Origin of the sequence: Paraburkholderia caffeinilytica (assembly GCF_051027425.1) — a bacterium.
GTDB classification, from domain to species: Bacteria; Pseudomonadota; Gammaproteobacteria; order Burkholderiales; family Burkholderiaceae; genus Paraburkholderia; species Paraburkholderia caffeinilytica_A.
On the sequence record NZ_CP186553.1, the window covers coordinates 1266579 to 1279393 of the forward strand.

The window sequence follows — 12815 nt, forward strand, 5'->3', positions numbered from 1 at the left end:
AGGCACATCGCGTCAGTTCAGTCAGGGTGCCGTGACTTGCGCCGTGGCGGTAGCCGTCGGCTCACTGGCGGGGCTTTCGTCGCGCCACGGCGGCGGCAGCGTCCAGAGCGCGAGCGCATCCGGAAGCGGCGTGCCCCGATAAAAGCGCACCAGATCGCGTTTCATCAGCGGACGGGCAACGTCATCCAGATAGATCATATGCCCGCCCTGGAAGAAGTTGACCTGCAAGTCAGGATTCAGGCCGGGTACGGTCTGCAGTCGCGCGAGTTGCTTCTCGGTATTGAAGAACGGCGTGGCCAGATCATGGAAGCCGTTTTCCGACAGCACCTTGAGTTTCGGGTTGAGCGTCAGCGCACCGAGCAGATCCGGGATCGTATCGGGCAGCGGCTTTCCGTCGTGCGAGAAATCCCAGACCTGAATGACGTTGTCGTTCAGCGGCAGATAGGTCGCGTTCGGCGCCGTGTACCCGAGGTAGTCAGGCATCTGCGTCGCCAGCGCCGTGGTGAACGGCTGGGAGATCAGGATGTCGGACGGGTCCCCGTCGTTTTGCAGCCGCGGATCCGAATTCGGCAAAGACACGCGTCCGTCGTACCGGCCGATCGTCGTGCCAGGCAGCAGGCTGGTCGAGAACGGGTTGGCGCCGAAGTAGCCCTGCAACGCCTGCAGGGTCAAACTGGACGGCAAGGTCCACGACTGAAGCGTTTTGGCATTGGGAAACACCGGTGTGCCCAAAGCGTCCGGTATGCCGAGCTGACTGAGCACCCACGATTGCGAATAGCGCCTGAACCGGTTGTATTCGTTGGTTGCGAACAGGCTCGCCTGGTAGGCGTACAGATCCTGATTGAGTGGCGCCGGCGACACCTGGTTGAAGTAAGCCGCAACTGCCGCGTAGCCGGGGAAATATCCGGCCAGCGTGTCCGTATCCAAAGCCAGTGCGCTCGTCGAGTTCGTGATGGCGACGGCCTCGATTGCATCCGCGAAATAGTTCAGGATCGACGACTGAAGCACGATGCCGGTCAGATGCACGCCGGCCGATTCGAGCGCCAACGAGAGCATATCGGTGCGAGGCGTGCCATACGATTCGCCGTACAGATAAAGCGGCGAACTGCTGCGATTGTTGACCGCCAGATAGCGCTCGATGAAGTCGCGCATGATGTTGACGTCCGCGTCGGTCGTCCAGAACTTCTGGTTCGTATTCGGCAGAATCGCCTCGGAAAGACCGGTTCCCGGCGGGTCGATGAAGACCATGTCGGTGGTGTCGATCAGGCTGTCCTTATTGTCGACGAGCGGATAGTTAGGCCAGTTCCCGAACGTGGGGTCGGGCGTCGCGACCCGCGTCGGCGCGAACGAGCCGAGCCGCAGCCAGATGGAGGCAGAGCCCGGGCCGCCGTTGTAGACGAACGTGAGCGGCCGGGGCGAGCCGTTCGTACTCGGCGCGGTGTACGCGACATAGGACATCGTGGCTTCGGGGTTGCCGCTCGAATCGGTGGCCGTCAAATGGCCGGTCGTCGTGGTGTAGTTGATCGGCGTTTTGCCTAAACTCCACGTGTAGTGCCTGACCGCGGTTTTCTCCGATGCCTGAGCCGGCGCGAGGCCATCTGTGGCATTGCCGGAATAGGCCACCGGGTCGACATAGGTTTGATTGGCCGTTGGTGCTTGCGCTTGCGCGGCGGCCTGTTGCGCGGTGAGTTGCTGATTCGCTGCAGTCTGCTGCATGCTCACAGCCGTGCCTGAGGACGAACCGCCGTCCCCTCCGCCGCAACCTCCGAGAAGCACGATCGCGACCGCTAAGGTTCCCAGGACCGGCAGCCTGCTGTGGCGATGATGGCTATGGCCGGTAAGACGCTCGTCTCGTTTCATCTCTATCCTTGGTGGTGGGTTCAGATACCGTTTCACAAAGGCCGCTCTCGCCGGCGAAGATATATCGGAGTTCGAACTATTGAGGGTGAATCGTCGGCATGCAGCGGTTGAGACCAACTTGCTTCAAAGCGCATAGATAAAGAGTTCTATGCGGGATGCGTAGAATAACTAAATATCTGGTTTAGATATTCCGGTGCTTTTCTGGATACGTTGCCTTAATCGGACATTCGTATATTGGTGGCAGAAGAAAAATAGGTGACGCAACTTCGGTTTGTCAAGAAAGTGCCGAATTTCCGTAATTGCAATCTGGAAGGCTTTACTTGAATTCGCAATTTATTCAATTGGTTACGCGGCGGGAGGCAGTATTGGTTAGTTGGATATCAATTACTAAATAAAATGTTTTTGTTTGTTAATCGTAATAATTAAAGTGTGCCCGGGAGCATATGCGTTTCGCTTATTCGTGGCGTTGCGATCTTCCATGAATTGGCCGGGTAGGGCGGCCTGATGTGCCGCCGCAGCAATCAATGCGGTGCAGCACGGCTACGCGGTTTGATTTTCCAGGCGTGTCAGATCGCGCTCCATAAAGATCGTGCCCACGATGGGATTAAAGACGTAAGCCGGAATCGGCTCGAAACCAAGCGATGCATAAAGCCGTTGCGCGGCCTGCATGTCCGGAAGCGTATCGAGACGAATACGCGTATATCCGGCTTCCCGTGCTATTTGACAAATCCGGGTTGCCAATTGCCTGCCAATCTGCTGGCCGCGTCCGGATGGGCGGATATAAAGACGCTTCATTTCGCACGTCAATTCATCCAGAGGACGCATTGCAACACAACCGACCACGTTTCCATTGTTCCGCGCGAGAAGAACGCGCCCCCGGGGCGCTGCAAATTTGCCGGGCAACTCCGCGAGTTCCGATTCGAAATTCTGGAAGCTTAGATCGACACCCAGGCTGTCGGCATACTCGCGAAATATTGCCCGCACAACGTCAAGCTGATCGGGAAATCGAGCGGGATAAATTTCTACCATTCACACCTCTTCATCGCCTCACCGCCGGTTCTGGCAGCCGGGTGCCGTCGGACATTCATTCGGTTTCAGCGAGCACCAGCGGGAACCGGATTTCGAATCGGGTGCCGACGCCTTCGCGTGACGCAAAATCGATCTGACCGTTCAACACGCGGCAAAGCTCCTTGACGATCGCGAGGCCGAGCCCTGTGCCGGGAATATCTTCACCCGCAGCGCGCTCGAATTCGTCGAATACCCGGTTCGTATCCGAAGGTGCAATGCCCACGCCGGTATCCGACACGCGAATCGACCAGTGCTCCGTGCCTGCGGTTGCGAAGTCAAGTTCGATCTCACCGGACTTGGTGTACTTCGTCGCGTTGGAGAGCAGATTGACCGCAATCTGCTTGAGCTTGAGACGATTGGAGGTGACTGTGGATAGCGCCGGATCGAACGTGGCGCGCAACGTCAGTCCTTTGGCCTCGATTGCCGGACGCGAGGCGGCGACGAGTTCGTCATAAAGCGCATGCAGCTCAACCGGCTCGCGTGTGAGAGGCGTCTCGTCGCCGAGCACGACGGAGTACTCGACCATCTGATCGACGAGTTGTTTCATGTCCGCGGCCTGCCGGTTGGCCAGCGTCAGCGCAATATCGGCCTTTGAAGGCGCCCGCTCGATCAATTGCAACGCGATCGAAAACGCGTTCAGAAAATTGCGCAGATCATGGACCACGCTGCGGGTGATCTGCATGCGTGACTCGTAAAGATCGCCGACCAGCCGCTGCTTGAGCGTCAGTTCGTGATTGACGCGCTCGAGCCTGCTTGTGTATTCATCGATCTTGCGGTTCCGCTCGCTGACAACTTCACGGATCGACGTGAGCGTCACCATGCTGAATGTTTCGGCGACCAGGCGCCGCGCCCGGCTTTCATGGCGGCGCGTGAACGTGCTGTCCTGATCGGCGAATTCTTCCAGCGCGTCGGCGAGCACCTGATGATACAGATCGAGCTCGCGTACGAGCTCCTCGATCCGGTAGCCCTGACGCCAGCGGACGATGCCGTGCTTTCTCGCATTGCGTTCGAGCGCCGGTTCGACACGTTCGAGATCTTCGACGTCGAGCGCGAGGCAAAGTCCTTCGAGAATTTCCGGTAGATGATCGGCGAGCTGCTGATAGGTAAGTTTGTCCGCTTCGACGAGATCGGCATCGCTGAAAACGGCATTTATCCATTGCTCGGTCAGATGGGACTGTCGCTCGCGAATGAAATCGGCAAATTTGCGCAGTGGGCTAAGGCGTATTTCGGTCATATTGAGTGCATCGGTGTGAAGTTGCTACAACATATATGCGCTCGAACCACACCAGACACGTCGGGCACGAGGGCACATGCCTGCGCCTTGCGGGAAACCTATTGCGGCTGGAATGAATTAGAGGCCTCAGGCCAGCGATCTCGTGGCTTCAGGTATCCGAAGCCGAGCCGCCTCAGCCGGCAACTGATGCCATTATCGCTGCAATTACTGCTCGTGGAACAGCGCTTGCGTAACCGCCTGCCATTCAAACGCCGGGGCGTATCGGACCAGGCAGGATCAGGCACCCGCTTTCAGGAAATCGACAAATGCGCGCAGCGGCGCCGGTAAGTGACGACGGCCAGGATAGTAAAGAAACGGCCCCGAAAAGCGCTGCCACCACGGTTCCAGGATCGGCTCCAATGCACCGCTGTCGAGGTGCGGGCGCAACATGTCCTCGAAAAGGTGAATCACCCCCACGCCCGCGACAGCCGTACTGACCGCCAGGTCGATTGCGGCACCGGGCCTGACGAGGAGCGGTCCTGACGGATTCAACTGGACCACCTCGCCATCACGTTCGAAATACCAGGTCGGCGTAGCGCCGCCGGCAAATTGGCCACGCAGGCATGCATGAGAGAGCAGGTCGCGCGGATGTTCGGGTCTGCCGTGCGTGTCGAGATAGCCTGGCGCCGCGGCCGTAGCGAATCGCTGCACACGCGGCCCGATTGGAATGGCGATCATGTCCTGTTCAAGCCGCTCGTCGTAGCGAATGCCCGCGTCGCAGCCGATCGACAGCACATCGACAAAGCCGTCTTCCACCACGACCTCCACGCGTATGTCGGGATAGGCCTTCAGAAACTGGGGAATGACGGTTGGCAATACAATGCGCGCGGTGCTCGACGGGACGTTGAGTTTGAGCGTGCCGGTCGGTTTGTCTCTGAAGCCGTTCAGGACGTCCAGCGCGGCGTCCATCTCGCTGAACAATGGCGTCAGTTTTTCGATCAGACGCAGTCCGGCTTCGGTCGGGGCCACACTGCGCGTGGTTCGGTTGAGCAGGCGCATACCGAGCTTCGACTCGAGACGGCGCACAGCAATGCTTAAACTGGACGCGGAGACGCCGCTGCTGCGCGCGGCGTCGCGAAAGCCGCCGGCGCGAGCGACCGAAACGAATGCGGCAAGATCGTTGAATTCCATGGTCGCTGTTCAAAATGTTTAACAACCTGTGCAATTTAGGCCGGATTATCGAACAGCGCAATCCCCGCCATACTGCGCCCAACACCTCACATCAAGGAGCGCACCATGTCGAACTTCACCCCCGTGGACACATTTTCACTGGCTGGCCACCCCGTGCGGCGTATGGGTTATGGCGCCATGCAACTGGCCGGACCCGGCGTATTCGGACCGCCGAAAGATCGTGAGGCAGCGATCGCCGTACTGCGCGAAGCGGTGGCGTCGGGCGTCAATCACATCGATACCAGCGACTTCTACGGTCCCCACGTCACCAACCAGCTGATTCGCGAAGCACTGCATCCTTATCCGGACGATCTGGTGATCGTCACCAAGGTGGGCGCGGTGCGTGGCAACGATGGTGCGTGGCTGCCGGCGCAGGAGCCGGAAGAGATCGAGCGCGGCATTCACGACAACCTGCGCAATCTCGGTGTCGACGCGCTCGACGTCGTCAACATGCGAATCATGGGCAACGTGCATGCGCCGGCCGAAGGGTCGATCGCGAAGCAGGTTGCGGCGCTTGCCGAACTTCAACAACGAGGGCTGGTTCGCCATATCGGTTTGAGCAACGTGACCGCGGCCCAGATTGCTGAGGCGCGGGGCATCGCGGAGATTGTCTGCGTGCAGAATCACTACAACCTGGTTCACCGGGAAGACGACGCTCTCGTCGACGAACTGGCGGCCAAGGGCATTGCCTACGCACCGTTCTTCCCGCTTGGCGGATTTACGCCGATTCAGTCGTCGGCGTTGTCCACGATTGCGCAAACGATCGGTGCGACGCCGATGCAGGTGGCGCTCGCCTGGCTCCTGTATCGATCGCCTAACATTCTGCTGATTCCGGGGACTTCGTCGCTCGGGCATTTGCGTGAAAACATGCAGGCAGCGCACTTGAGTTTGACTGACGAGGTGCGCGCGGAACTGGATGCGATCGGCGCGGGGAATGGCGAAGCGTGATCCCGTAGACGGAGTGGCGGCCGGAGTCGCCTGGGATCGAATGGAATCGCCCGGACGATAACCTCGCTACCCAGGCCGCTCTTCTGAAGCATGGATGTTCACGTTGCGACCGCGTCGACGATGCATTCCCGCAGCCATTGATGTGCCGGGTCGCGATGAGACCGCTCATGCCAGAGCATCGCCATTTCGTAACCCGCCACCTCGACTGGCGCCTCGACGGTTCTGAGCGCGCTATTGCCACGCACTAATCGCGCCGGCAGCATCGCCACGAGGTCGGTGCTTGCCAGGACCGACATCATGAACAGGAAGTGCGGGACCGAAAGCACAACCCGGCGTGTGAGACCCACTTCCGCCAGCGCGTCATCCGTGACGCCGCTAAATCCACCGCCGTCCGGCGAGACGATTACGTGCTCCAGTTTGCAGAACTGCGCAAGCGTTGGCCGTCGCTTCAGGCGCGGGTGATCCGCGCGGCCGGCCAGCACGTACCGTTCCTTGAAAAGCACCCGCCGGCGCAATCCGGACGGCGCGCCTTCGCTGGTATGGAATGCCAGATCGATGTCGCCCTGTTCCGCCTGCTTCGCGATGCGTGGCGGAACAGCTTCCACGATCGCGAGCCGCGTGCCGGGCGCCGCTGCGCGCAACTTGGGCAGGACGGGCAGCAGGATTGTCGATTCGGCGTAGTCGGTGGCGGCAACGCGCCACGTATGATTCGCTTCGGCTGGATTGAATGGGCTTGCCGGCGATACTGCGTGTTCGAGTGCGTCGAGCGCCTGGCGCAAAGGTTCGCGCAATTCTTCCGCCCTTGCAGTGGGGCGCATACCTCGCGGCCCCGGCAGTAACAAGGGGTCTCCAAAGACATCTCGCAGCTTGGCAAGATGCACGCTCACCGATGGTTGAGAGAAGTTCAGGCGTTCCGCCGCGCGGGTCACATTGTGTTCCGACAGCAGGACATCGAGTGTCACCAGCAGGTTGAGGTCGAGTCTTCTGAGATTATTCATGGCAATACCTAATATATTGGCAATTCATTTCCAATATACCGGATGGGAATCTATCGTGTTCTTTTCTGGCAAAGGAGCCCAGGTCATGAATGTTCTTCTCGTCTATGCACACCCGGAACCCCGCTCACTGAATGGGTCCCTGAAGGATTTTTCGATCAAACATCTCGAGGACGCCGGACATGTCGTCCAGGTATCGGATCTGTATGCAATGAAGTGGAAAGCATCGCTGGATGCGGACGACAGTCTGAATCGGCAAACCGATGCGCGTTTCGATCCCTCGCTCGACTCTAAGCGTGCTTTTGAGGCGGGTTTGCAGAGCGAGGACATCGCGCTCGAACAGGAGAAACTGATGTGGGCGGATGCGGTGATCCTGCAGTTTCCGCTGTGGTGGTTCTCGATGCCCGCGATCCTGAAAGGCTGGGTGGAACGTGTCTATGCCTATGGCTTCGCGTACGGTGTCGGGGAACACTCCGACGCGCGCTGGGGCGACCGCTATGGCGAAGGCACCATGGCAGGCAAACGGGCGATGCTGATCGTGACGACAGGTGGATGGGAGTCTCATTACAGCCCGCGCGGTATCAACGGGCCGATCGACGACGTGTTGTTCCCCATTCAGCATGGCGTCCTGTATTACCCCGGTTTCGACGTCTTGCCGCCGTTCGTCATTCATCGGACGAGCCGGATCGACGAGGCACGCTTCTCGAACGTCCGTGACGCGCTCGGACAACGTCTCGATGACCTGTGGAAGACGGCGCCGATCCCGTTTCGTCCGCAGAACGCCGGCGCGTATGACATTCCGGAACTTACGTTGCGCGCCGATGTTTCTCCGGATCAGGTTGGATTCGCGGCACATATCGCGTAAGCGGGGAGTTGCGGCTGCGTTTGTGTTTGTGTTTCACGCGCAGCCCCTGTCTGGACGTGCAGTTTCGCTGAGCCGCTCTCCTGGAGCGGCGCCAAACTGACAGGATCGTATGCTTCGCTGAAATTTGGTTGTAAGTCGCCATTGCTAGAGTCATCGACAGAATTTTGCCGCCAGATGCCGGACAGTGTTCTTTGGACACCTAGAAAGGGGAGAGCGACAAGCCATGAAGATGAATCGCGCGTTCTGGCTCATTCTGATGCTGCTTTTCACGCACCCGGTCTGGGCGTTTCAGTCCAGGGTCGTCACCATTCCCAGCGCAGCCATGCATAAGTCGTTCGAGGCGACGGTGGTGCTGCCCGCTCAATACACGCACGGCAAAGCGGCCGATCGCTTCCCGGTCGTCTACCTGCTGCACGGCTCAGGCGGCGACTACACGGACTGGACCACGAATTCGCACATCGGCAAACTGGCCGACCGCTATCACGTGATCCTCGTCATGCCGGATGGCGGTCACGAAAGCTGGTATATCGACAGCCCGGTCGATCCGCGCAGCCGTTACGAAACCTATGTGGGGACGGAAGTCGTCGGATATATCGACACGCATTTCCGCACGATCGCGACGCGCCAGGCCCGTGCGATTACCGGACTAAGCATGGGTGGCTTTGGGGCGCTGCATATCGCGCTGGACCGGCCGGATGAATTCGGCGCAGCAGGAAGTATCAGCGGCGCGGTCGATCCGCGCGGCTGTGAGGACGAGCCAGGGATCGATCAGGTGTTTGGGGATCCTACCCGTCACGCGGACTTCTGGAACAACGAGGCAATCGTTGAAAACGCCCGTAGTTTTAGCAATGCGCATATTGCGCTGACGATCGATTGCGGAGTGAACGACTCGCTGGTCCAATCGAACCGGATGCTGCATGCGCGGCTTGTCGAGCTAGGTGTGCCGCATGATTACGCCGAGCGGCCTGGCGGACACACGTGGAAGTATTGGGGCAACGCGGTGCAGTATCAGGTGCTGTTCTTTGCCAGCTCGTTCAGGCGGAGTGGAGCCGTGGCGTAGACGTGAAGCTAAGGCGTGCGTGGGTCTGATGGACCATCACTGCATGCCTGAGTGCTCGTCTAGAAACTGGCAGACAGTGTGATGCAACGCCTTTACGCCGGGACTCGATTCGAGCGCACGCCAGCACCCATGTACGAGTCCGGTGCCGATCCACAACCGGGCCTGTCCGTCGGCCGCATTAACACGTTCGACAAACACCCTCGCGTCGTCCCGTAACGGATCGTGTTCAACGCCTATGGCAAGCGTCGGCGGGAGTCTGTCAAAGCGTGTCCCATCGAGCGGTATCGTCCACGCTGGATAGGGCGGCCGTTCGCCCCAATACAGATCGCGAAACGCATGGACATTGGCAAGCGTGAGCATCGGCGCGTGCGCTTCGCTTTCGCGTGCGGGCATTTGCGGCTCGGTGCCGAGCATGGGATAGACCAGCGCAAGTCCGCGCACGCCTTGTACGCCGTCGTCGCGCAACCGCATTGCGACGCTGGCGGCGAGCGTGGCGCCAGCACTGTCACCCGCCAGTTGCAGTGCGCCATCTGAGAGCGAATCGAACGGTAACTGGCCGGCCAACACGGCGAGCGTAATCTCCAGACAATCCTCATGCGCCGCCGGAGCGCGGTGTTCGGGAGCCAGCCGGTAGTCGACCGCAATCACATTGAGTCCGGTATCCGCGGCAATTCGTGCGGTTACGATCTCGTGACTATCCAGCGAGCCGAGCACAAAACCGCCACCGTGAAAGTACAACACGGTGCCGGCAGGTGTTTCGCTCGCCTTTCTACGATTCCGATAAAGCCGCAATTTGATCGGATGCCCCGCGCTTGCCCGAAACACGGCGTCTTCGGCTATTACATCGACTGGTAACGGCGGCGTGAGTGAGGCCGCGTAGCGATCGTAAATCGCGCGCTGCTCGCTCGGCGGCAATGAAGTCGAATGACCCGCGTAGATTGCAGCGGTCCGTTCGATGAACGCAGCAATCTCCGGTTCAAGCATGTGCACTCCCATGAGGCGGCGTTTTAACGGGCAATCCGATCACGCGTCCTGCAAACCTGGGCGCCGGCAACGCAGTATGCGCTTCTGCCAATGCCCGCACGCGCGCCTCGACATCCGGGTCGAAGGCAACGGCGCGCGGGCCGCCGGTGTCCACATGCAGCAGCATCTGCTCGCCTGCGGCCACCGGTTCAACGCCATCGTCAGCGAACATTTCGAGGTAAAGATGCAGCCGTTTCGCGTCATGCCCCAGCACGCGCATATCGACGCGAACCTGAGTCCCTTCCTTGATTTCGTGCAGATAGTTGATATGCGCTTCAAGCGTATAGATCGAGCGGCTACGCGCCTTGCGCACGGCATCGGGCAACCCGATCATATCGATCAATGCATCTGTCGCGAAGCTGAAAATCAGCATATAAAACGCGTCGCGTAGATGGCCGTTGTAGTCGACCCATTCGGTGCGAACGATATCGCGGTAGCAGGGCAGCGAAGCGTGGTCCGGCATATGCAATTGATCTCCTTCATCCCTATGAATGGCACTCGTTGCAACGATTATGCGCCGCTGACGCATTCAGGCGAGGCGGCGCATCGTTCAGCATGCAATCTCACTCTGCAGGGAGCAAGCCATGCCGCGCCTTGGCCGCTTCAATCGCCGCCAGCACACTCGTAATGCAATCGTCCCGATAGCGTTCGAGCTGCTTGATCGAGCGCGGTCCGACCTGTTCGGACGTCCCGTCCACCACCCGATCGATCAATTCATCGGTGAGCTGCGGTGCTACCAGTTTAGTCCACGGCAGCTCCAAAGCCGGTCCAAACTGTTGCATGAAGTGACGCATACCCGCATCGCCGCCTGCCAGCGTGTATGTCAGGAACGTCCCCATGAACGACCAGCGGATGCCCGCGCCGAAGCGGATGGCATCGTCGATTTCGCCCGTGGTCGCCACGCCATCGTTGACCAGATGGAGCGCCTCGCGCCACAGTGCTTCGAGCAAACGGTCGGCGATAAATCCGGGCACTTCCTTGCGCACGAGGAGCGGCCGCATCGACAGCGAACGATAAATCTGCATTGCGGCGTCGATGGTTGCCGGTGCGGTACGTTCACCTCCGACCACTTCGACGAGCGGCAGCAGATAGACCGGATTGAACGGGTGCCCGACAATGCAACGCTGCGGATTCACAGCACGCGCGTAGAAATCGCTCGGCAGCAGGCCGGAAGTGGATGACGCGATGATCGCATCCGGCTTGGCCGCACGGCTGATCTGCTCGTGCAAGGCGAGCTTCAATTCTTCGCGTTCGGGCGCGCTCTCCTGAATGAAATCCGCCTGTTCGACACAGGCTTCAATCGTATCGACGAAGCGCAATCTCTCAGGTGTTGCGCCTTCCGCCAAGCCGACACGCTCCAACGCCGGCCACGCATTCGCGATGTTCTCGCGCAACTGCTTTTCCGCGCCGGGAGCGGGGTCCCACGCGACGACGTCGAGCCCATGCGCGAGCGCGCGGGCCACCCAGCCGCTGCCGATCACGCCCACGCCGATTGCCGCGAAAGTTTTGATGTCGACGATTACTGCCATTGCTGACGTTTCCTTTGCCTATGAGTTGTCTCAGGTCCAGAAGCGCGCTATTTCAGGCGCGACGGGTACGCGCTGTATTCACGCGTACTGTCCGGCCACACGCCGCTCCAACTGCCGCTCGCCACGCGCGGGCAAGCCGAGTTTGCGACGACCTTCAGCGGGTGTCAGCGCGCGCCCGCCGAGCCGTTCGATGATCTCGACCGCGCGTTGCACCAGCGTGCCGTTGGTTGCATGCACACCTTTATCGAGCCAGATGTTGTCTTCGAGGCCGACGCGCACGTGGCCGCCGAGCAGCATTGCCTGCGCGACCATCGGCATCTGCATGCGGCCGATGCCGAAACCGGCCCATTGCGCGCCGGGCGGCAGGTTGTCCGCCATTGCTTTCATCGTCGTGGTATCGGCGGGCGCGCCCCATGGAATGCCGAGGCAGATCTGGAACAGCGGCGGCGCGTCGAGCAAGCCTTCCTTGAGCAATTGCTTCGCGAACCATAGATGGCCGGTATCGAAGATCTCCAGTTCCGGCTTGACACCGAGTTCCTGAATACGCTGCGCGCCGGCGCGCAATTGCGCGGGTGTCGATACATAGATGTAGTCGCCGTCGCCGAAATTGAGCGTGCCGCAATCGAGCGTGCAGATTTCCGGCAGCAGTTCCTCGACATGCGCGAGCCGCGTCAGGCCGCCGACCAGATCGGTTCCCGCGCCGAAGCGCATCGGGTCTTCGCCAGGGCCGATCTCGAGATCGCCGCCCATGCCTGCCGTCAGATTGATGATTACGTCGGTGCCCGACGAGCGGATCCGGTCGACGACCTCGCGATATAACTGCGGATCGCGGCTGCCGCGGCCGGTCTTCGGATCGCGGACGTGGCAATGCGCAACGGTGGCGCCGGCTTTCGCGGCTTCGATGGCGGCTTCGGCGATCTGCTTCGGCGTGACGGGAATGGCCGGATGCCTGCCGACCGTATCGCCCGCGCCGGTGACGGCGCAGGTCACGATGACTTCATGATTCATGCGTGCTAGTTCCTGT

12 protein-coding genes are annotated in these 12815 nt (G+C 60.1%); 3 read left to right on the plus strand and 9 right to left on the minus strand.

Annotated features, from left to right (window positions below; translation table 11 throughout):
* Positions 1 to 21: 21 nt before the first annotated feature.
* The 4 genes from ACOSV0_RS26185 to ACOSV0_RS26200 all read right to left on the minus strand — a co-directional run bounded on the left by ACOSV0_RS26185 (position 22) and on the right by ACOSV0_RS26200 (position 5332).
* Positions 22 to 1860, minus strand: a complete 1839-nt coding sequence (locus ACOSV0_RS26185; protein WP_434115016.1) for a S10 family serine carboxypeptidase-like protein — start codon at positions 1858 to 1860, stop codon at positions 22 to 24.
* Between the two features lie 540 nt (positions 1861 to 2400).
* The gene (locus ACOSV0_RS26190; RefSeq protein WP_434115018.1) at positions 2401 to 2889 is read right to left on the minus strand and encodes a GNAT family N-acetyltransferase; all 489 of its coding nucleotides are present in this window, start codon (positions 2887 to 2889) and stop codon (positions 2401 to 2403) included.
* Between the two features lie 55 nt (positions 2890 to 2944).
* Complete coding sequence (locus tag ACOSV0_RS26195; RefSeq protein ID WP_434115020.1) at positions 2945 to 4162, minus strand: sensor histidine kinase; 1218 nt, start codon at positions 4160 to 4162, stop codon at positions 2945 to 2947.
* A gap of 276 nt (positions 4163 to 4438) precedes the next feature.
* Positions 4439 to 5332 (minus strand): LysR substrate-binding domain-containing protein, encoded by an 894-nt coding sequence (locus tag ACOSV0_RS26200; protein WP_434115022.1) that lies wholly within the window; start codon positions 5330 to 5332, stop codon positions 4439 to 4441.
* Between the two features lie 105 nt (positions 5333 to 5437).
* Between ACOSV0_RS26200 and ACOSV0_RS26205 the strand changes: the two genes are divergently transcribed.
* Entirely contained in the window at positions 5438 to 6319 is an 882-nt protein-coding gene (locus ACOSV0_RS26205; protein ID WP_434115023.1) for an aldo/keto reductase family oxidoreductase, read from the plus strand.
* Between the two features lie 98 nt (positions 6320 to 6417).
* Here the strand turns inward: ACOSV0_RS26205 and ACOSV0_RS26210 are convergent, their stop codons facing one another.
* Positions 6418 to 7317: a LysR family transcriptional regulator gene (locus tag ACOSV0_RS26210; protein ID WP_434115025.1), complete on the minus strand. Its 900-nt coding sequence runs from the start codon at positions 7315 to 7317 to the stop codon at positions 6418 to 6420.
* Between the two features lie 85 nt (positions 7318 to 7402).
* Between ACOSV0_RS26210 and ACOSV0_RS26215 the strand changes: the two genes are divergently transcribed.
* Both ACOSV0_RS26215 and ACOSV0_RS26220 read left to right on the plus strand, forming a co-directional pair.
* Positions 7403 to 8179, plus strand: coding sequence for an NAD(P)H-dependent oxidoreductase (locus tag ACOSV0_RS26215; RefSeq protein ID WP_434115027.1), 777 nt, complete (start codon positions 7403 to 7405; stop codon positions 8177 to 8179).
* 223 nt (positions 8180 to 8402) lie between these two features.
* The gene (locus tag ACOSV0_RS26220) at positions 8403 to 9239 is read left to right on the plus strand and encodes an alpha/beta hydrolase (protein WP_434115029.1); all 837 of its coding nucleotides are present in this window, start codon (positions 8403 to 8405) and stop codon (positions 9237 to 9239) included.
* A gap of 36 nt (positions 9240 to 9275) precedes the next feature.
* Here the strand turns inward: ACOSV0_RS26220 and ACOSV0_RS26225 are convergent, their stop codons facing one another.
* The 4 genes from ACOSV0_RS26225 to ACOSV0_RS26240 all read right to left on the minus strand — a co-directional run bounded on the left by ACOSV0_RS26225 (position 9276) and on the right by ACOSV0_RS26240 (position 12799).
* The gene (locus ACOSV0_RS26225; protein WP_434115030.1) at positions 9276 to 10223 is read right to left on the minus strand and encodes an alpha/beta hydrolase; all 948 of its coding nucleotides are present in this window, start codon (positions 10221 to 10223) and stop codon (positions 9276 to 9278) included.
* A complete protein-coding gene (locus ACOSV0_RS26230; protein ID WP_434115032.1) occupies positions 10216 to 10725 on the minus strand; it encodes a thioesterase family protein in 510 nt (169 codons plus the stop codon). Before ACOSV0_RS26230 ends, ACOSV0_RS26225 begins: the two co-directional genes overlap by 8 nt.
* A gap of 100 nt (positions 10726 to 10825) precedes the next feature.
* Positions 10826 to 11791 carry an L-carnitine dehydrogenase gene (locus ACOSV0_RS26235; protein WP_434115034.1) on the minus strand — a complete coding sequence of 322 codons (966 nt, stop codon included), beginning with the start codon at positions 11789 to 11791 and terminating at the stop codon, positions 10826 to 10828.
* Positions 11792 to 11869: 78 nt separating this feature from the next.
* Positions 11870 to 12799, minus strand: coding sequence for a 3-keto-5-aminohexanoate cleavage protein (locus tag ACOSV0_RS26240; protein WP_169485965.1), 930 nt, complete (start codon positions 12797 to 12799; stop codon positions 11870 to 11872).
* Positions 12800 to 12815 lie beyond the last annotated feature (16 nt).

Excerpts from the sequence above, each read along its gene's own strand:
- ACOSV0_RS26205 (WP_434115023.1), top strand. The coding sequence starts at position 5,438 with ATGTCGAACTTCACCCCCGTGGACACATTTTCACTGGCTGGCCACCCC.
- ACOSV0_RS26220 (WP_434115029.1), top strand. The coding sequence starts at position 8,403 with ATGAAGATGAATCGCGCGTTCTGGCTCATTCTGATGCTGCTTTTCACG.
- ACOSV0_RS26230 (WP_434115032.1), bottom strand. The coding sequence starts at position 10,725 with ATGCCGGACCACGCTTCGCTGCCCTGCTACCGCGATATCGTTCGCACC.
- ACOSV0_RS26200 (WP_434115022.1), bottom strand. The coding sequence starts at position 5,332 with ATGGAATTCAACGATCTTGCCGCATTCGTTTCGGTCGCTCGCGCCGGC.
- ACOSV0_RS26185 (WP_434115016.1), bottom strand. The coding sequence starts at position 1,860 with ATGAAACGAGACGAGCGTCTTACCGGCCATAGCCATCATCGCCACAGC.
- ACOSV0_RS26210 (WP_434115025.1), bottom strand. The coding sequence starts at position 7,317 with ATGAATAATCTCAGAAGACTCGACCTCAACCTGCTGGTGACACTCGAT.
- ACOSV0_RS26235 (WP_434115034.1), bottom strand. The coding sequence starts at position 11,791 with ATGGCAGTAATCGTCGACATCAAAACTTTCGCGGCAATCGGCGTGGGC.
- ACOSV0_RS26215 (WP_434115027.1), top strand. The coding sequence starts at position 7,403 with ATGAATGTTCTTCTCGTCTATGCACACCCGGAACCCCGCTCACTGAAT.
- ACOSV0_RS26190 (WP_434115018.1), bottom strand. The coding sequence starts at position 2,889 with ATGGTAGAAATTTATCCCGCTCGATTTCCCGATCAGCTTGACGTTGTG.
- ACOSV0_RS26195 (WP_434115020.1), bottom strand. The coding sequence starts at position 4,162 with ATGACCGAAATACGCCTTAGCCCACTGCGCAAATTTGCCGATTTCATT.
- ACOSV0_RS26225 (WP_434115030.1), bottom strand. The coding sequence starts at position 10,223 with ATGCTTGAACCGGAGATTGCTGCGTTCATCGAACGGACCGCTGCAATC.
- ACOSV0_RS26240 (WP_169485965.1), bottom strand. The coding sequence starts at position 12,799 with ATGAATCATGAAGTCATCGTGACCTGCGCCGTCACCGGCGCGGGCGAT.